Origin of the sequence: Dyadobacter luticola, from assembly GCF_005860805.1 — a bacterium.
Lineage (GTDB): Bacteria > Bacteroidota > Bacteroidia > Cytophagales > Spirosomataceae > Dyadobacter > Dyadobacter luticola.
Window position 1 is genome coordinate 66,162 of sequence record NZ_VCEJ01000002.1, and the last position, 18,897, is coordinate 85,058.

Below are 18,897 nucleotides of genomic sequence, written 5' to 3' on the forward strand. Positions count from 1 at the left end.
CTTTGGAAGAGACTAAAATGCAATCCCAAGCCCTGCACCCAGGTTAACTACGCCTATAAAACGTTTGTCGGTAAGCTGCTCAGTGAGTTCCAGCCCGGCCACATTGGCATGGATCGCCAGATTTTTGACTTGCGCCCGTGCACCGATCATATCCGCATTTACATTGACAAACAGCATCTTATAAATAGGGTACCTCAAACTTATGCCACCTGCAAATCCAAAAGGCGTGACCGTTTTCTGATCCATCGTAATGATAATCTGTTTACTGGCCGGGTCGATCTGTCCGTCGGCACTAAGCACATTGCCGACCAGCCTCACCGAAGGCGTTTTCGCCGTGACAATACCACCCTGAATGTGGCCCTCGATGGTCAGTTTTCCATAATCCAGGTAAACAGCCGGGCCGAGCAGCAGCGCGCCCAGGTTCCATTTCGAGACATTGCTGTTCCAGGTGTACGTTTTCCCGGTGCCCACGGTATAGGTGTTGGCTTTGTCGACGATCGGTCCGGAATTGGTTTTATTTTTATTCAAATCACCGGAAATGCGAAAGCCAAACCGGCTGGTAACGCGGCGGTCATAATTGCCTTGGACATAAAACCCCGAGCCTGCCAGACCAGAAAGCGGATCATCAGGCTTGGCTTTGGCAAACTTCCCGACGGGTAAACTGTAACCCGAGGATACTGAAATGTAGTTACGGCTGCCCTGCGCTAGGGCCGAAAAGTTTATCAGGGAGCAAACCAGCAAAAAGAGCGTCCCGCCAGCCAGATATTTCATTATTCAGAATTTAAGGTTGAGCGAAGCTACTGAATGTTCGTCAAAGGCGGTTGCGGAAATGTTGGTTAAGTTGATTTCAGTAACAAACGAACACCGCTTTTTGTGACGTATATATATTAAAGTTAGTATTCTTTTGAGGCCTTGCTTCTCTACCACTTCTACCATTTTTAAAAATTAGGTATCTATAAATATTTCGACGATTCCTCCTGTAATTATTTCATTTTGAACACGCTGTGTTCCGATGGATAAATGATATGTGCCGTTAGTTCGCTCTTTTACGATGAACTGTTTTGCTCAGGTTACTTTTGGCTTGTTGTATAATTTATCACCTTCTAAACAGGCAAGCTTATGAAAAGACGAACAGCAAAGGGACGGGCCGCGGGCTGGTAGAACCTATTCATTAATTCAGGAAATTCCCTCCATTACTATGAAAGTTTCTTATTTAATCACACTTATTCATGATGAAAAAGTTTTTATTAATTATGGTCCTGATGCTTATGAGCATAGCATCAGTGCTGAGAGCGCAAACCGTGCCTGCCACTGGTGCGGGCGCTTATGACTGTTACACAGGATGTTCACAGATAGGATGGATTGGATCCGGTAACTATTGGATATCTAATGCATTTAAAGGGGGAGGAGAATATGCTTGGCTTCCCACTGGTGTCGTGCCTTCGCCTCCATCAAATCCAATAGGTTCCGACGGAGGTAAGCATTTCTTGTCACTTTATGCCTCTGGAAGTGTTGAGAATTCGTTGAGCAGTCAAATGACTGGATTAATAGTTGGCAGGAGTTATACATTAAAATATTATGTAATGTCCTCCAAAGCAGATATAGACGATGCATACGGTGATCCAACAGGATTTGCCACAAAAGCAGCAGTTAGTACAAACAACGTAGTTAATACTCATACATTTACAGAAGGTGTCAATACAAACCAGTGGATTTTAGGAAATCTTAAATTTACCGCTATTGCAAGCAGTCAAACATTGCTTATTGTCAACGGTACGAAAACGTACTCAGGTGGATTCATAAATGTCGATATAGCTGGTGCATGGTTGACAATGGATCCTTGCGATGCTGGAACTGCACAAGTTCAGGTCAATTCAACATTAACTAATACTTGTCCATCGGCTACTGCAAATTTAAATAATGCTTTTACCGGTTGGTATCCCCCATCTGGTAACAACGTTCTGGTGTGGTTTAAAGACCCAGCTCATAGTCTGAATCAGATTGTTAATAACCCTTCTGCGGTTGGCCCAGGCACATATTATGCCTTTTTTCATGATCTTAATAATGACTGCTATAATACAAGTGATTCAAAAGCAAAGGTAGTTGTATCAATAAATGCGTGTCAATCTTGTAAAGCGGGAACATCACAAGTCAGCGTAAAGGCTTCTTTAAAAAACATTTGTCCGTCAAGCACTGTCAATCTAAATGACGCTTTGGTAGGTAGTGCCCCAGCTGGTACCTTCATTGTTTGGTATGTAAAGCCAAATCCTCAGCCACAGGATCCATGGGTTACTGACCCTGCACACATAGCGAAGTCAGGCGATTACTACGCTTTTATTTATGATCAAGCTGCGAATTGTAAAAACGTAACAACTTCGACAGCGAAGGTTTCGGTAGGTATTAATAACGATATCTGTCATCCAGGTGTAAAAAGTGACAACGCTTCATTGCCATGCCAGGGAGGTACGGTTAACTTGCCACTTTTGTTTTCTGGTCTGATACCAAGTGGTGCGGAACTGCGGTGGTTTGACAATTCAACCCATTCAGGAGAACCAATTTCAACTCCAACAAATGTTCAGCAACCAGGTGAATTTTACACCTTTTATTATTACGGCGTAACCGGAACATATGACTCGGACAATTCAGCCGCAAAAATAACAGTAACAAGAGAAACGTGCCCCGACCTTAGCCCGACAATTGAAATTGACAATCTTAATTTTAATGAAGGGGCTGCCCGCGATTTCACCGTCAACATATACGAGATAAATGGGGCGCCAAGTTCAGGTGCAGTTTCATTTAGGATTACGAAATCGGGATCATACACAATCTCTTATCCCACGGTGAGCGGCACATCTGATGTCGATGGCGGTCAGAAAAACGACAATAGTAATTGGACGTTTACTGAAAATGCAGGATTCATTACTGCTACTTCGTCATTACCTATTTCAGCCAATGGCGCCGCGGTGATTGGGTTTAACATCAAGCGAAAGGCAGGACAACCCAAAGGAGTAACCCAAAATATCACTTCAACAATTGTCAGTAATTCTGGCGGGGAAACCAATTCAGGTAACAACCAGGCAATACGTAGTGTATCGACAAATTAATTTCTTTCAGGGCTATCTGGCTTTATTCCTCAGCTTGGAATAAGGTCAGATAGCTAATTCCAACTAAACAACTTTATTAAAATGAAAACGAAAAAACTTTTACTTTCACTTTTGACTTTTTGCGCTTCGGCTGCTTCTTACAATTCCTTTTCTCAAGATGTAAGTTTAAATGTCACTCCTTTGCAAGCTTCAATTTTAAATTACACAACGGGGGAGTTAGAGGTGACGTTGTGTAATGAAGATCCGTCTGACATTGCGGCACCGGCAAATAAGTTACGACCACTGATTAGCTTTCCTGATAATTTGACGCTGTTGGATGTAACAAACGCCGACGGTTCTCCACTTACGAATTTCCAATTGCAAAAAATGACTAATATTGAGGGAGATCATTCCGTTCGAGTTCTTTACCAAGTTCCACTCCCTAATGCACAGTGTATTTCTTTCCATATTAAGTTCCAAGGTAACGCGGTTGGCACAGGACCTATAACTGCTTCCCTTGGCTTTGTTGGTCCGCAAACTACTGGTAATAATCCAGCAAACGATAATAGTACGGCCACAACTCCTGTCGAGGTTAATCTTCCGGTAACGCTTGCCAGTTTTGAAGCAAAAGCTGAAGGCAAAACGGCGCAGCTGCAATGGGTAACGTCGGATGAGGTAAACAGCGATCATTTTGACGTGCAGAGAAGCCGTAATGGAAAGGATTGGCAGACATTCCAAAGCGTCCAAGCTCTTGGAGAAAGCAAGGAGAAACACGATTATTCAGCCGTAGATGAACACCCCTTTAGCGGTGAAAACTTTTATCGATTGCACATGATCGACCAGGATGGTAGCAATACGTATAGCTCAATCCGTCATGTATTTTTCAAGTCGTCTGAAGGGAAAATTTATCCCAATCCCGTCTCGGATTATTTTGTCATCGAAAACTCCGATTGGAATGAGATAAAGACAGTTGCGATTTTAAATTCAAGTGGCGTTGCGGTTTATAAATCTCCTGAGATTCCAGAAAAAACGGTCAATACAAAGAACCTTCCGGCAGGGACTTATATAGTAAGTCTTAACTATAAGAACGGAGATTCAAAAAGTCATAAGATTATTATAACACACTAAATACCAATAAGTAAGCCATGTTATGAAAGCGATTCTGAAAACAATTATTATCATCTGTATCATTATAAGTTCCTGCACTGTTAAAGCGCAAAGTATTAAACCTACCGACGGTGCAAATACTTGCAAATATTGTCTTCCACAAGGTTGGGTAAGGCCCAACACTTCTAACTTTGATCCTGGTATTTCGGATATGATTCATTGGGGAGGCGACCCTTTTGAACCATGGACACCCGCACCTCAGGGACCAATCCCTTCCGGTTTAAATAACTTTCTAAGTGTATACCATTCGCCGATTGTAAATGAGACCTGCCATACAACTATGACAGGTCTCACGCCCGGAGTCACTTATTATTTGCGATACAACGTCATGACTACTAAAACGGCAACCACGAATTATGCAATTCGAGGTGCTGTACTAGTCAGTAACGGAGGGGACGCCTACCAGAAAACTGAATTTACACCAAATGTAAATACTGATAAGTGGATTGAAAACATTCTGGTGTTTAAAGCCACGTCTCCCACAGCAAGATTAACCGTTGCTGCTGATGGTGGAAGCGGCGGTTATGTAAACTTCGACATTGGTTTTAATGCACTCAGGTCTTGCTACTCAGGAACGGAACAGGTTAAACTCAGCGCAAATTCCCTGACTTCTAAGTGCCTGAATACTTTCGTTAATCTGAATAGTCTGGTTACCAGCCAAACACCCAGTGGTGCTAGCTTGGTCTGGTTTACTAATGCGGAGCACACCGGATCTCCTTATGGCCTACCTAACGCGGCTGCGGCAGGCACCTATTATGCATTTTATTACGATGCTATTATGGAGTGCTATAATACTTCAAGCTCAAATGCGAAGGTTGTAGTTTCACCCAAGCTGGTGGAGGTTAATGCTACGACACTATTCGTTTCCTGTATCTCCAAAAGCGGCGATTTGAATTCGGTATTAACAAGCGCCCCTCCAAATGGAGCAGTCGTTAGGTGGTTTGATAATTCAAGCCATTCTGGTAACCTTGTTTCAGATCCGACCAAGGCGGGGCCAGGTGATTATTATGCATTTTACTATTATAGTGTAAATAATTGCTATAACACGGACAATTCCATTGCAAAGGTCACGGTCAGTCTAGACCCGTCTTGTGCTGACTTGACGCCTACTATTGATATCGACAATCTTGGTTTTAATGAAAATGTAGAGCGCGATTTTGTCGTCAATATTTATGAAGTTGGAGGGGCTTCAACAATTGGAAATATCACTTTCCGTTTGTCGAAATTAAAAGCGTTCGATATTTTATACCCTACCACAAGTGGCACATCTAATGTGTTTGGTGAAACTCTGAACGAAAATAGTAAATGGACATTTTCAGAGAATGCTAATTTCGTAACTGCTGTCTTGTCTTCCGGGATTGCTGGTTCTGGCAAATCAACAGTGGGATTTTCCCTGAAACGAAAAGCAGGGCAGGCGAAAGGACTGGTCCAGAATATCACAACTACAATTGTAAGCGGCTCTGGCGGCGAAACAAATGCAACCAATAACCAATCTATTACTAACGTGGCGACAAACTAGCACAGTTTATCTAATGCTGTTAGTGTGGGGTAAGGGAGAAATGAAATTTCTCCCTTTACTTTATAAAGCAAACGCCACATATAAATCCCCCGATTTTCCCCCCAACTTCCCACCACCACAAGCTATTACCACATACTGCTTCCCGCCCACCGCATAAGTGCTCGGCGAAGCGAAGCCGGCGGCGGGGAGTTGGGTTTTCCAGAGGGTTGCGCCGGTGCGTTTGTCTATTGCGCGGAATTGTTCGTCTTTGCTGGCGGCTATGAAAAGGAGGCCGCTGCCTGTAACTAAGGGTCCTCCGTAATTGTCGGTGCCGGTTGGTGGGATGCCTTTGGCTGTTAATTCTTTGTATTCTCCCAGCGGAACCTGCCATTTGTGTTCGCCGGTGTTGAGGTCGATGGCGGTGATGGTGCCCCAGGGCGGTGTGCTTACCGGATAGCCTTTGCTGTCGTACCAACGGTTGTATCCGGTGTGCTGGTAAGGGATTTCAGTTGATTTTTGGGTGCTGGCGATTGTTTGTGACGTTTCTCCTTTGCTTATCAGGAAGTCGATGATGGCTTTCGTTTCTTTTTCGGGCAAGTGCGAGAAGGAAGGCATCATGCCGCGGCCTTTGGCGAGAACTTGCTGGATGGCGGGTTCGGAGAGCCGCTTTTCAATGCTCAGTAAAGAAGGGTATGATCCGTCGTGGTTGCCGCGGCGGTCCTGACCGTGGCAGGCGGCGCAATTTTGGCTGTAAAGCTGCGCGCCCGTGACGAATTTGCTATCCGTCGGCTGCTCACGTAGAATCAGTGATGAAAACACCGGATTCTGCTTGGCCGGAACGTAAATAACACCTTCCTGGTCCACCGCCGAGCCACCCCACTGGGCACCTCCGTCCGTTCCGGGAAAGAAAAGTGTCATCGTGGATGTGAGTGGCGTATAAGGACTGCCGGTACGGGCTTTTTGGAGCAAAATTTTGATTGAATCCTTATTTGAAGCCCACGAATTAATGTCATCCACCGTAAATGTTTGCCGGGTAAAAGGTGCCGGTTTAAGCGGGATTGGCTGCGTAATGCTCACCTGCTCGCCCTCCACAGCGTTTACAGGGAAACGTTTCTCTTCAATCGGAAAGATTGGTTTTCCTGTGACGCGGTCAAAGACAAAAATGTGTCCTTGCTTCGTGGTTTGGGCTACAACATCAATGCGCTTTCCATTCTGTGTGATCGTCAGCAGATTGGGTGGGGAAGGTGGGTCGCGGTCCCAGATATCGTGGTGCACAAATTGAAAATGCCAAAGCAGCTTACCATTATTCGCATTCAATGCAAGCAAACAGTTGGCATACAAGTTGTTACCTTTCCGGTTTCCACCATAAAAATCGTAAGCCGCGGAGCCGGTCGGGACGTAAACAATGCCCCGCGCACGGTCTATGGACATACCTGCCCAGGCATTTGCGCCGCCCAGCCGCTGTCGCGGGTTCGCAGGCGACCAACTTTCATAGCCCGGCTCGCCAGGTTCCGGAATGGTGTGAAAAGTCCATTTTCTCTTTCCCGTTTTTACATCATAACACCTGATATCTCCCAGCAAAGCAGTTTCACTTTCCGAAACCCTGACGCCGACAATGATCCGGTTTTTATAAGTCACATTTGGCGTGTTGGCCTGCACATAATTATCAGCCCCCGGCCGCTCAATGCCAATTTTAAGATCGATCCCGCCATTTTCTCCAAAAGTTGAGATCGTTTTTCCGGTAGTGGCATCCAGCGCATAAAGCCATTTTCCAGCCCCGAAAAAAATTCGTTTATCTTCTCCGTCGGCCCAGTAAGTTACCCCGCGGCTGGTTGTGCCGCCATTATCTGTCAAGGCTGTTTTCCAGATTTCCTTACCAGTTGCTGCATCCAGTGCAAAAGCTTGTGTGCCAGCCGAAACACCATATAAAATGCCGTCGATAATAACTGGGTTACACTGCATTTGAGTACGGTTGCGGACGGTATCCGCACCGCCGGAAGCGTACGTCCAGGCAACTTTCAGCTGCCCCACATTATCAGGCGTAATTTGCGACAGCGGGGAAAAGTGGCTTCTGGCTCCGTCACCGTTGTATTCGGCCCAATTGGTATCGGGCACGGGCGGAACAGAAGCCAATCCGGCAAATAAAAAGAGCAGGAATGTGGTGATGGTCAGGTATTTCATACTCCGGAAGAATAGACGTCAGGCGTTTATTCCCAAAGTCATTCTACCGGAAGAAATACCTTAAAAGTAGAGCCCTGGCCCACCTGGCTGTTAGCCGTAATTGCGCCGCCGTGGTTGATGGCCACTTTCTGACAAATAGCAAGCCCAATGCCGGTGCCGGTAAACTGGCTGCGTCCCTGCAAACGCTGGAAAATCTGGAAGATCCGGTCTGTATACCGCTCGTCGAAGCCTATACCATTGTCTTCCACGTCGATCTGATAGTATGCTTCACATTGCCTGGCGGGCCTTACCGACTCGGGCAGGTCCTGGGAGGGAATTGTTCTTGCCGAAATGTTAATGACCGGCGTCGAATCCGGCTCCTGGAATTTCAAAGCATTACTGATGATATTCTGGAACAATTGCACCAGCTGCGAACTGTCGCCGTGCACCGTCGGTAATGCGCCAATGCTCAGTTTGGCTTTCGATTGCTGGATCGCCAGATCCAGATCGAGCAGGGCAGAGGAGATTACCTCGTCCAGGTTTACCGGTGTGGTCAAGTCTTTATTTGTCGAAACCCTTGAAAACGAGAGCAAATCATCGATCAAAGAAGACATGCGTTTTGCAGAAGCCTGCATACGATCGATGTATTCGGCACCCGCACCCAGGTTGCCCGCAAAACGGTTTTTAAGCAAATCTCCAAACGACTGTATTTTCCGTAGGGGCTCCTGCAAATCGTGCGAAGCAATGTAGGCAAACTGCTGCAAATTTTCGTTGGAGCGCGAAAGCAGATCATTGGAAAGGCTCAGATCTTCATTCAAAGCCATATATTCCTCATTGATGGCCGCCAATTCCTCGTTTGTCGATTCCAATTCTTCGGTACGGTGCTGCACCTGCTGTTCCAGCGCCAGCATCATTTTTTGCTGCACGGTCACATCCTGTACGCTTCCGATCACCTTATAAGGCACTTTTTCAGCATTATATAAAACAAGACCCTGCGTATGAAGCACTCTTTCGTTCCTTTTTTCGCCGGGCTTAATGGTGAATTCAATATCGTAAATCTGGTCACCATGATCAGCGATCGCCGTGGCAATCTTCTTCTGTATCCGATCCAGATCTTGCTGGTAGATCGCATCGAAAACATGCTCAGGCGTGATCAAAGCCTCTTCGCCCAAACCAAACCAATGTTTCAGCCGGTCTGAAACTTCAATCATCCCAGTCGAAAGATCTATCTGCCAGGTGCCCAGCTCCGCCAGTTCCACCGCGCCGCGCAAGGTATTTTCGGCATCTTCAATTTTTTGTCTGGAAACCACCTGTGTCGTCACATCCGTAGCCACCACCAGCACACCCGAAACCTGACCGTCGAGATCACGCTTTGGCTGGTAAGTCATGTTCACATATAAAGTTTGAAGTACATTGTCCTTCATCAAATCGACCGACTGTTCCGTAGCAATAAACGGTTCGCCGGTTTCAATCACTCTTTCGAGAATGGCGTCAAACCCTTGTCCATCCAGCTCAGGAAGCGCCTTCCGCATGGGTTTTCCCACAATTTGATCCACGGTACGGCCTACCAGCCGCGCATAAAACGGATTGGCCATCGTGAAAGTCAGGTCTTCTTTTGCAATCACAGCAATCGCAGCGGGCGACTGTTCAAACAAAGTGAGCAGCTGCATCTGGCTTTCTTCCACCTTCATTTGCTCCTGCATCTTGTCCGTGACATCGATCGCAATGTCCAGAATCGCGTATACTTCACCATTTTCGTCGAAAATCGGCGTATAAGTAATGTTGTAGAAATTTTGGGTCAACTCACCATTGCGCACGATTTCCACCTGGGTACCAGAAGTTTTATAGGATTTTCCGGTCGTGTACACCTCATCGAGGATTTCAAGGAAAGCCTGACTTTCCAGCTCCGGCATGACCTGGCTCAAAGATTTCCCGGTAATGTCCGGTCCTTTCCCGACAATGTCGATGAAAGACTGGTTCGGCATTTCGATGATCAGGTCGCGGCCTACGAAAAGCCCGATCGCGACTGGCGCCGTGTTGACGATGGAACGCAACTTATTCTCACTTTCCCGCAGCGCACGCTCGGCAAGGACACGCTGGGTAACGTCGATAGAAATATTGATAATGGTATATACCTCGCCGTTTTCGTCCAGCAAAGGTTTATAGGTAAAATCAAAATAATAGGTGCCCAGCACGCCATCGACTTCAATATCGACCCGTGCATCTTTGGCAACATGCGCCTGTTTGGTCACCAGAATATCCGCCAGCAGCTGGTGAAAAGGCTGCCCGTCGAGCTCAGGCATCGCTTCCCGAAGCGGTTTGCCAATCACCGACATATCCTTGCCCCAGTAACCCACCATCGGCGCATTGGCCAGCTCCACGATCATATCTTTTCCCGTGAAAAGGCAAATCGCGACCGGCGCTTCTGCAATCAGGGATTCAAATCTGTGAATGGTTTTGTTCAGTTCCGCCTCATGCGCGCGCAGCTGGCGGGTAACTTCGGCGGTTTCTTGGGTGGTTTTGATAAATTTGGTTACGTCGGTCACAATGCCGGCGAGGGTATGTGCAGTTGAGCTGCCTTGCCCTTTGAAATTGAGCCAGACCGGTTCGCCTTCCTTTTCCCTTACAATCCGGAATTCGAAATCGAAAAGATCCCCTTTTTCAAAAGCCTGCTCGGTCCTGGACCTGACCAGCTCCCGGTCTTCCTCGGAAATCTGTTGCAGCAGCTCGTTAAATGATATGGTATCCTGGAACGGAAAGCCAAAAATGGCTTTGAAGCGTTCGCAAAGCTTGAACTCATCTTTTTCCGGGTTAAATTCCCAGGTACCTACGCCCGCGGCAGTCAGCGCAGCTTCCAGCCGCGTGATTTCAGTTTGATCGTCAGGACTGAAGGGTTTTATCGAAGTGGCCATTGAATGGTCTGTAAAAATATCGTCAGAATGCAGGAATAATCCTGTCAGATATCCTCGCATAAAAATCCATACCTGAAAAGATACACTTTGTCAAGACCCCAGGAATTTCATAGCTGTCCCGCATTTTCAACGGCGTTTAGCGTAAAGGGTTAGCCGGCTAATTTTCTTTGAAATAATATTCAAGTTATTGTAAATCAATGTGATAAAACTTGGTAAAACTTGAACAATTGTCGGGGTGCATCCTAAACTTACCGGTTATTAGATTTATAAAAAACACCGACCAGCCATGCTCAAAAACTATTTCCTGATCGCCCTGCGCACCTTCCGAAAGCAGCGCGGTTTCACATTTCTGAACATCATGGGGCTCGCAATCGGCCTCGCTAGCGTCATGCTCATCTACTTGTTTATCATTGATGAACAGGGCTTCGATCAGTTTCATCCCGACTCCGACCAGCTTTACATCCTGGGTTCGAAAAACAAAATGAATGGCAAAGAGTACTCCTCGGCTTATGCGCCTGGTGCCTGGGTAAATGCCTTAAAAAGCCAGTTTCCGGAAGTTAAAGGCGGCACACACTTGATCTCGCTGGGTTATCCCGCCTCTTTTCGCGACCGGCAAAAAGACAAGATCCTGCTTTCGGAGAATGTTTTTTGGGTGATGTCCGATTTTAAGGAGGTTTTTTATTTTCCTTTAAAATATGGAAACCCTGAAACGGTTTTTTTCAAACCAAACGGCATTGTCATAAGTGAATCCATCGCTGAGCAATTTTACGGCAGCCAGGATCCGGTCGGTAAAACATTGGAGCTCAGCCACATTTATGCGACCGACAATAAATATGTCCCGCTGACAATCACAGGCGTGCTGAAAGATTACCCCGCCAACTCACACATTCAGCCCGACTATCTGGTAAGTATGGGCATGCTGCGGAATATGATGACTTCGAACGGACAAAACTGGCAGGACAACTGGGGCCAGGGCTCGGGCTGGTTCCTGAGTTACCTGCATACCACGCCCGGCGCCGATATCAGCAGGATTGTTAAAGCATTCAACCGGACGGTTCAGTCTAACCTTCCGAAAGATTTGAACCGCATTATCCATCCGATGATCATGCCGCTGAAAGATGTGCATTTCACGGAAGAACTGCGGTCGAGCTACAACAACAGCCGGATCGGGGACAAAAAGTACCTTTACATTTTCGCCTGTACTGCGCTGCTCGTTATCGTCATCGCCAGCATTAATTATATGAACCTCGCCACGGCGCGTGCATTGAGGCGGTCGAAGGAGATCGGGCTGCGGAAGGTTTTGGGAAGCAGGCGGGCGCAACTTGTCGGCCAGTTTCTGAGCGAGTCGCTGATTACAGCATTCATCGCCATGGTGATCGGAATTTTATTGGTTGTGCTTTTGCTGCCCGCATTCAATCATGTTTCAGGGAAACATTTCAGCCTGGCACATTTGGTGCAGGTTAAGCTCATTGCTTTCACATTCGGTACAACATTGCTTGTCGGGCTTTTATCGGGAAGTTATCCTGCGCTGTTTTTGTCCGGGTTAATGCCTTTAACCGTTTTAAAAAATGCCAAAGCGGGCGGCCGCGGTTCCGACAAATTGCGAAAGGGACTGATCATCATGCAATACACCATCACAATTTTGCTGATCGTCTCGACGGCTATCATGATTCGGCAGATGAATTTTATACACCAGTCGGCGCTGAGCCTGAGCGGTGACCAGCTGCTTTCGGTGCGGTGGTCGGGAATGGCATCCCTGAATAAGTATTTAGCATTAAAACAAAGGATTCAGGAAGATCCGGAACTGGATGTGGTGACGCTGGCGAACCATTTGCCTAACCAGGATTATTTTGGCTCGATGGATTACGATGTCGTTTTTCCCGAGGTAGGCAATGAAGCGCATTTATGGGGACAAATGAGCGGGGACTACGATCTGCCCAAGGCGTTTAACCTGCAACTGGTCGCCGGGCGGACATTCAAAATCGGAAGTGCGGCCGATTCTTCTACTTATCTTTTAAATGAAAGCGCTGTAAAATCGCTGGGGTTACCGATGGAGAAAGTGCTCGGTATGCGGCTCACCATCAACCGCCCCGGCGCCTCTGATAGTACGCGGCGGGAAGGTACGGTGATCGGTATCGTCCGCGATTTTCCTTACCGCTCCATCCACCACGCCATTTCCCCGCTGGCAATCAGCTGCCGCCCCGATCCCGAAGACCGCATTTTATATGTGAAACTTCCGGTTGGCAAATTCCAGGAGAAAACGGCCCAGATCGAGGCCAAGTGGAAGCAGGAGCTGCCCGGCGTAGGTTTCGGACATTGGTTTATGAGCGAAGAATTCGGCAGAATGTATGAAGGCGAAAACCGGATGTCGGCCATGTTCAAGTCATTTTCCATCTTATCCATTTTAATCGCCTGCCTCGGTTTGTTTGGACTTTCATCCTATCTCGCCGAGCAGCGTACCAAAGAAATTGGTATCCGCAAAACATTGGGTGCATCGCTGCTACAAATCCTCCGGCTGCTTTTCACGCCATTTTTCCGGCTGCTCGGTGTAGCTTGTCTCATCGCGATCCCGCTGGGCTGGTTTGCCATGAACCGCTGGTTGCAGGATTTTATTTACAGGGTCGATATCGACGCATTCATTTTCCTGACCAGCATTTTGCTTGTAGCGCTCCTCACGGTTTTTGTCGTCAGTTACGAAACCCTCCGGGCTGCACTTGTCAACCCGGTGAAGAGCCTGCGGTCGGAGTAAATGTGAAATGCAATTGACCACCGGTTTGGTGAGATTCAACCCGCTAAAATTTCAATTCAGCGTGAATGTAGTTTCCAGGGCAGCGTTCTGAGGCCATTTTTGTAAAGTCAAATTTATTATTAGCCAAGAAAAACAAACAAAAATGAAAGCGCTACTCAATCAAACGTTCCCGGTACCCACATTACCCTCCATCGAAATCCCTAACCAAACTTCCATCACGGTCTATAACATGGGACGGGCATTTTCGATCAGGACGGTAGAAATCACCCATTTTGAAGGCGTAGGAAACTACACATTTGCCTGCACCAGAAACGGCAGGTACCTGATCTCAAAATGTTTGAAAACCATCCACGATATGGTAGGAAACGATTTTGTACGTGTCCACAAATCGTACATTATTAATCGTCAGCACATTAAGTCCAGATTATTCTCACATATCCAGCTGAGCTGCGGCAAGGACATTACCATCGCACGCCGGCGCCTTAGGGAAACCCACGAAACACTGGCTATCAAATAAGCCCAGGGTTTCCAGACACACGCTACCAACCCGCAGTCACGATTGCGGGTTTTTTTGTGCGTCAACTTTTTTAGCAAAAAGAAAAGCGGGAAGCAAATCGCTTCCCGCTTTTACCAAAACTACAATGAAATGTTTTCAATGTGCTGCCTTCTTCTCCATCCTAACCACCTGATGATCAATTGGCTTCACGGTATTCAAATAAGCATAGATCGCTTCCAGATCTTTCGTTTTCATGTTGGCATACATCGTCCACGGCATCGGCGTGTTCATATCACCCGCATTCACAGTCGGAGAAACATAGTTGCTGTCCGCGCAAATTTTGAAGCGCGCAACGAATGCTTCCTTCGTCCATTTGCCGATACCTGTTTCCTTGTGCATCGTAATGTTGGGCGATCTTAAAATACCGTTCGGACTGGCAAATTCCATTCCTCCGCCAAATTCTGTGCCCGGTATCACCGCTCCTTTGTCGGTTTTACTGTGGCAATCCACGCAGCCGGTGGCATTGATGAGGTACTTGCCATAAGCAACCTGGTCCTGTTCCGAAGGTAACTTGGTGAAAGCCGCCTCGTGGGGCATGGTGTTGATGATAAAATTGACAGGAAACTCCGGTTCAGAGGCTGGAATGTCCTTTTTTACTTCCGGCAATTCGCGGATGTAAGCGATGATCGCGTACACATCTTCCTGATCCATTTGCCCGAAACGGTGGTAGCCCATAACCGGGAACAATGCTTTTCCGTCCTTATTTATCCCGGTCGTCACGGCTCTGAAAATCTCTCCGTCCGTCCAGTCGCCGAGGGCGTAGGGAGTAATGTTGGGCGCGTAAAATGTTCCAGGGAAACCCATTTCTTTGGTAAATGCCTCACCGCCAGCGCCAAAACCGCCGGCAGCCATCGGCCCGGCGTATTTCGACCAGTCGCGGGTGCTGTGGCAATCCATACAGACCGTCACGCTGTTGGCCAGGTACTTACCCCGTTCAATGCGCGAGGCAGTTCTTTCAATTTTAATGTCCGGCGCAGGGCCGGTGTCGGGCAATGCAAGTTTGACGTAGGTCAATGCCGCCGCAATAACGAGCAACAAGCCGGCAAGCACCTTGCCGATGATTTTCATAGCTTTCACTTTTTGTTTTTTTTAGATTAAACTTCAAAACAAAAATGGCTTTGGCGTACGTCAGAGGCAATGTTGCGTTGTATGAGGTGAGAATATGAGTGGATGAATTGTAGGAGAGGAAATATTCTTATTTTGTATCGTAATATTGCGATTGATAAATCCTTTACTATCTTTGGCACATGGGAGCCACAAAGACAGAGGTATTTACGGAACAGCAAAACAGCATCGCCGACCTGGCCAAGGCATTTGCGCATCCGGCCAGGGTAGCCATTTTGCAGTTGCTCGTGGCACGAAAGGCTTGTGTTTGCGGCGATCTGGTGGATGAGCTGGATCTCGCACAGGCAACGGTTTCCCAACATTTGAAAGAATTGAAACGGATCGGTATCATTCAGGGCGAAATCAACCCGCCGCGTGTATGCTACTGTATCAACCCCGAAGTGTGGGAGGAAGCCAGACAAACATTCGGGCAAATGTTTGAAACGATTACCAATGTTACCTGCTGCAACTAGCGCGGCTATTTTTTTGGATTTATCTATCGCAATATTACAATTAAACAAATGGAAACAGCTGATCAATTGAAAGAAACTGTGCGCCAGAAGTATGGCGAAATCGCCGGACAATCTACTTCAACGCTTGAAAGTCAGGGTTGCTGCGGACCGACTTCCTGCTGCAATGCGGATGTGGAAGCAAATGTGCCGATTGCGATGGCCGAAGATTATCAAAAATTAAACGGTTATGTAGCGGATGCAGACCTGGGTCTTGGATGCGGGTTGCCAACACAATTTGCACAGATAAAACCCGGAGATATCGTGGTGGACCTCGGTTCCGGCGCAGGAAATGATTGCTTTGTAGCGAGAGCAGAAGCGGGCGAAACGGGCCGGGTGATCGGCCTGGATATGACACCCGCAATGATTGACCGGGCACGTAAAAACGCGAAAGTGCGGGGTTTCAAGAATGTGGAATTTGTATACGGCGACATTGAAGATATGCCGCTGCCCGACGATCTGGCCGACGTGGTTGTCAGCAACTGCGTCATGAACCTGGTGCCGGATAAGGCGAAAGCGTTCGCAGAAACATTCCGGATATTGAAGCCGGGCGGCCATTTCAGCATTTCAGACATTGTGTTGCTGGGCGATTTGCCGGAAGGTTTGCGCCAGGACGCTGAAATGTATGCGGGCTGCGTGTCGGGCGCCATTCAAAAAGATGCGTATCTCAAAACGATTGCCGATTGCGGTTTTACCCATATCATTGTGCAAAAGCAAAGAGAAATACATATTCCTGATGCTGTTTTTATGCGTTATCTGACTGACAATGAAATTGCTGCATACCGCAATCAGGACAAAAACCATCCGTCATTCGGGATTTTTAGTGTGACCGTATTTGCTGAAAAACCTGTTCAATCCTGCTGCGGACCTGACTGCTGCAATTAAACTTTTCGGATTATGAAACGCATTCTGGTTCTCTGCACCGGCAATTCTGCCCGCTCACAAATCGCTCAGGGGTATTTACAGGCATTCGCCGGAAACCGTGCCGAAGTTTACAGCGCCGGGGTCGCGCCGCATGGCGTCAATCCGTTATCAGTGCAAGTGATGGCCGAAGATGGCGTCGACATTTCGCACCACACGTCCAATCACGTGGATGAGTACGCTGGCACTGCTTTCGATTTTGTGATTACCGTCTGCGACAACGCGCGTGAACAATGTCCGCATTTTCCTTCTTCCGCTGAGCTGATCCACCAGAGCTTTCCCGACCCGGGACACCAGCCCAATGTGGATGCGCTTACTTCCTTCCGGCAGGTCCGCGACGAGATCAAAACGTTTTCACAAAATTTTATCGCGTCAAAACTGACCGAACAATCGGACATTACAGTAAGGTCAGCCACGCCGGACGATCGGGAGGCTATTGAAAATATGCTCAAAAATGCATCTCTACCAATCTCCGATCTGCCCGAAAGTTTGTCCAATTTCTTTGTTGCCAATTTTGAAAGTCAAATAGTTGGTATAGCAGGATTGGAAATGTTCGGAAAAATCGGACTGCTTCGTTCCGTGGCAGTGGATCCTGCTTTTCAGAAAAAGGGCATTGCAGAAAAGTTATTACAGAAAATAAAAAGGCATGCAGAAGAATCCGGTATTGAGGACATTTACCTCATTACAAACACCGCCGATCAATACTTTCTGCGCCAAGGCTTTCACCCGATCACCCGCGCTCAGGCGCCGGAAGCTATTCAGCAAACCGCTCAGTTCAGCGGGCTTTGCCCTGCGTCATCGTTTGTAATGAAACATGCTCTTTAAGCGATGGATCTTTTCTTATTCCAACCAAATTTAACCCAAATCCTGCCGCGTTTAAACCCAAACGCCCCTTACAAACAGTCGTGATTTTAAGGGTAAGTTGATGTAGTAGTTTTGAAATGTCAAACGGAAACACAGACGGATTTCCAACAACTAACAAAACTTTTTAACACATAACTAAATCAACTTATTATCATGAAAGCTTCTCAGTTTGTATTGTTTTTCGCATTCGTTGCCCTTTTAGGTTTTTCTTCATGCAGCAAAAAATCAGATGATGTTACCCCGGATCCTGCTACAGTGGTGGGTTTCAAAGTAAAAGTGGACGGCAAAGTTTACGCCCCTGATTATGCTTACGCACTGGCCGAATCGCCCGGAACTGCCAACTACTATACGATCTACGGATTGGACAGCAAAACCAGCGACGTCATCGCCATCGCACTGCCAAACACACTCGGCGAAGGCACACACCCGATCAACGCAACCAACTTCGGGATCGTAAATTATAACAAAGAAGAACTTTCGACCGTAAACGGCGGTACGGGCACGGTTACCATCACCAAAAAGACTGCGACGCAGATCATGGGCACATTCAGCTTCACGGCCCAGGACGCAACAGGCAAAATCACACGCACTTTGACAGAGGGAAGTTTCAACGTAAATGTCAGGAACTGACCTGTTGCCAGGAATCCTGTCGCCAGGAACCCTGTTGTCAGGAACCCTGTTTCGCAGAGCACACTAGCTAGCCTGTCCGGATTTCCGGGCGGGCATTTTTACTTTTCTAAATCCGCTAAAACACAATCCCGAACTGTAAGCCCGCCGTGAACGAAACCGGGTGATTGTTGCCAAACCGGACCGGCAGCGGGATAGCGACAAAATAACTGTTGGTAGCGCCCTTTTTGACGATTTTGTTAAAAACCGGTGTCACGCCATACCTGCCCGAAGTCTCAAAAGCAATTCGCCCTGCAAACGTGAAATCATGGCCCAGGTTGACCAGTACGCCGGGATGAAAAACCACATTAGCGACCCGGCTGTCGCCATGCTGTGCGCGGATCACAGGAATGATTTCAACAGAAAACCCCAATTTTTTCGTCTTCCAGAGATTCAGCCCAATCGGAAATCCTACCACGTAGTAGTCGCTGAAATTGGTTTCGGTACCTGCTTTATCAACCGTCAAAATCGGATGCAGAATGCCCTGATAACCCACCATTTTTGGATAGGTAGTCACAGGCGTGGCTGTCTGTGCGAAGCTGATGCCGGGCGCGGCGAGAAACATTTGAAACCAGCAAATGATAAAAATCAAGCCGGTTTTTAAACTGGTAGAATTTGTTTTGATGTTCATACGGTAATCTTTTAAATGCCAAGATTACCGTTTCACAAAGCCTAAAAATAGAATCAAATTGCCGCGTTAGAACCGAT

13 protein-coding genes and 2 pseudogenes are annotated in these 18,897 nt (G+C 47.2%); 10 read left to right on the forward strand and 5 right to left on the reverse strand.

The genetic code is table 11. The annotated features are described in order from the left end of the window. Positions 1-12: 12 nt before the first annotated feature. Positions 13-771 carry a hypothetical protein gene (locus FEN17_RS00290; protein ID WP_138363329.1) on the reverse strand — a complete coding sequence of 253 codons (759 nt, stop codon included), beginning with the start codon at positions 769-771 and terminating at the stop codon, positions 13-15. A 458-nt stretch (positions 772-1,229) separates the two neighbouring features. Between FEN17_RS00290 and FEN17_RS00295 the strand changes: the two genes are divergently transcribed. The 3 genes from FEN17_RS00295 (at position 1,230) to FEN17_RS00305 (ending at position 5,769) form a co-directional block, all read left to right on the forward strand. Further along, complete coding sequence (locus FEN17_RS00295) at positions 1,230-3,104, forward strand: hypothetical protein (protein ID WP_138363330.1); 1,875 nt, start codon at positions 1,230-1,232, stop codon at positions 3,102-3,104. An 81-nt stretch (positions 3,105-3,185) separates the two neighbouring features. Beyond that, entirely contained in the window at positions 3,186-4,211 is a 1,026-nt protein-coding gene (locus tag FEN17_RS00300; RefSeq protein WP_138363331.1) for a T9SS type A sorting domain-containing protein, read from the forward strand. 22 nt (positions 4,212-4,233) lie between these two features. After that, positions 4,234-5,769 (forward strand): hypothetical protein, encoded by a 1,536-nt coding sequence (locus FEN17_RS00305; protein ID WP_138363332.1) that lies wholly within the window; start codon positions 4,234-4,236, stop codon positions 5,767-5,769. A 60-nt stretch (positions 5,770-5,829) separates the two neighbouring features. Here the strand turns inward: FEN17_RS00305 and FEN17_RS00310 are convergent, their stop codons facing one another. Together FEN17_RS00310 and FEN17_RS00315 are read right to left on the reverse strand one after the other, a co-directional pair. Continuing rightward, positions 5,830-7,929, reverse strand: a complete 2,100-nt coding sequence (locus tag FEN17_RS00310; protein WP_138363333.1) for an outer membrane protein assembly factor BamB family protein — start codon at positions 7,927-7,929, stop codon at positions 5,830-5,832. A gap of 38 nt (positions 7,930-7,967) precedes the next feature. Then, positions 7,968-10,820: a PAS domain-containing sensor histidine kinase gene (locus tag FEN17_RS00315; RefSeq protein ID WP_171037794.1), complete on the reverse strand. Its 2,853-nt coding sequence runs from the start codon at positions 10,818-10,820 to the stop codon at positions 7,968-7,970. A 286-nt stretch (positions 10,821-11,106) separates the two neighbouring features. On the opposite strand from FEN17_RS00315, the gene FEN17_RS00320 reads away from it, so the two are divergent. Further along, positions 11,107-13,569 (forward strand): ABC transporter permease, encoded by a 2,463-nt coding sequence (locus tag FEN17_RS00320; protein WP_138363335.1) that lies wholly within the window; start codon positions 11,107-11,109, stop codon positions 13,567-13,569. A 142-nt stretch (positions 13,570-13,711) separates the two neighbouring features. Beyond that, positions 13,712-14,086 (forward strand): LytR/AlgR family response regulator transcription factor, encoded by a 375-nt coding sequence (locus tag FEN17_RS00325; RefSeq protein ID WP_138363336.1) that lies wholly within the window; start codon positions 13,712-13,714, stop codon positions 14,084-14,086. Between the two features lie 135 nt (positions 14,087-14,221). On the opposite strand, the gene FEN17_RS00330 is transcribed toward FEN17_RS00325, so the two are convergent. Further along, positions 14,222-15,193: a c-type cytochrome gene (locus FEN17_RS00330; RefSeq protein WP_138363337.1), complete on the reverse strand. Its 972-nt coding sequence runs from the start codon at positions 15,191-15,193 to the stop codon at positions 14,222-14,224. Positions 15,194-15,372: 179 nt separating this feature from the next. Between FEN17_RS00330 and FEN17_RS00335 the strand changes: the two genes are divergently transcribed. The 5 genes and pseudogenes from FEN17_RS00335 to FEN17_RS00355 all read left to right on the forward strand — a co-directional run bounded on the left by FEN17_RS00335 (position 15,373) and on the right by FEN17_RS00355 (position 18,153). Next, entirely contained in the window at positions 15,373-15,702 is a 330-nt protein-coding gene (locus FEN17_RS00335) for an ArsR/SmtB family transcription factor (protein WP_138363338.1), read from the forward strand. A gap of 48 nt (positions 15,703-15,750) precedes the next feature. After that, on the forward strand, positions 15,751-16,623 hold the full coding sequence (locus FEN17_RS00340; RefSeq protein ID WP_138363339.1) for an arsenite methyltransferase: 873 nt from the start codon (positions 15,751-15,753) through the stop codon (positions 16,621-16,623). Positions 16,624-16,635: 12 nt separating this feature from the next. Continuing rightward, positions 16,636-17,040: pseudogene (locus FEN17_RS00345) on the forward strand (arsenate reductase ArsC); the annotation flags it as partial. Positions 17,041-17,094: 54 nt separating this feature from the next. Beyond that, positions 17,095-17,484: pseudogene (gene arsN2, locus FEN17_RS00350) on the forward strand (arsenic resistance N-acetyltransferase ArsN2); the annotation flags it as partial. A gap of 192 nt (positions 17,485-17,676) precedes the next feature. Further along, complete coding sequence (locus FEN17_RS00355) at positions 17,677-18,153, forward strand: DUF6252 domain-containing protein (protein WP_138363340.1); 477 nt, start codon at positions 17,677-17,679, stop codon at positions 18,151-18,153. Between the two features lie 115 nt (positions 18,154-18,268). Here FEN17_RS00355 and FEN17_RS00360 read toward each other — a convergent pair whose 3' ends face one another. Further along, positions 18,269-18,820 carry a hypothetical protein gene (locus FEN17_RS00360; RefSeq protein WP_310589740.1) on the reverse strand — a complete coding sequence of 184 codons (552 nt, stop codon included), beginning with the start codon at positions 18,818-18,820 and terminating at the stop codon, positions 18,269-18,271. Between the last annotated feature and the right edge of the window lie 77 nt (positions 18,821-18,897).

Excerpts from the sequence above, each read along its gene's own strand:
- FEN17_RS00290 (WP_138363329.1), bottom strand. The coding sequence starts at position 771 with ATGAAATATCTGGCTGGCGGGACGCTCTTTTTGCTGGTTTGCTCCCTG.
- FEN17_RS00295 (WP_138363330.1), top strand. The coding sequence starts at position 1,230 with ATGATGAAAAAGTTTTTATTAATTATGGTCCTGATGCTTATGAGCATA.
- FEN17_RS00300 (WP_138363331.1), top strand. The coding sequence starts at position 3,186 with ATGAAAACGAAAAAACTTTTACTTTCACTTTTGACTTTTTGCGCTTCG.
- FEN17_RS00305 (WP_138363332.1), top strand. The coding sequence starts at position 4,234 with ATGAAAGCGATTCTGAAAACAATTATTATCATCTGTATCATTATAAGT.
- FEN17_RS00310 (WP_138363333.1), bottom strand. The coding sequence starts at position 7,929 with ATGAAATACCTGACCATCACCACATTCCTGCTCTTTTTATTTGCCGGA.
- FEN17_RS00315 (WP_171037794.1), bottom strand. The coding sequence starts at position 10,820 with ATGGCCACTTCGATAAAACCCTTCAGTCCTGACGATCAAACTGAAATC.
- FEN17_RS00320 (WP_138363335.1), top strand. The coding sequence starts at position 11,107 with ATGCTCAAAAACTATTTCCTGATCGCCCTGCGCACCTTCCGAAAGCAG.
- FEN17_RS00325 (WP_138363336.1), top strand. The coding sequence starts at position 13,712 with ATGAAAGCGCTACTCAATCAAACGTTCCCGGTACCCACATTACCCTCC.
- FEN17_RS00330 (WP_138363337.1), bottom strand. The coding sequence starts at position 15,193 with ATGAAAATCATCGGCAAGGTGCTTGCCGGCTTGTTGCTCGTTATTGCG.
- FEN17_RS00335 (WP_138363338.1), top strand. The coding sequence starts at position 15,373 with ATGGGAGCCACAAAGACAGAGGTATTTACGGAACAGCAAAACAGCATC.
- FEN17_RS00340 (WP_138363339.1), top strand. The coding sequence starts at position 15,751 with ATGGAAACAGCTGATCAATTGAAAGAAACTGTGCGCCAGAAGTATGGC.
- FEN17_RS00355 (WP_138363340.1), top strand. The coding sequence starts at position 17,677 with ATGAAAGCTTCTCAGTTTGTATTGTTTTTCGCATTCGTTGCCCTTTTA.
- FEN17_RS00360 (WP_310589740.1), bottom strand. The coding sequence starts at position 18,820 with ATGAACATCAAAACAAATTCTACCAGTTTAAAAACCGGCTTGATTTTT.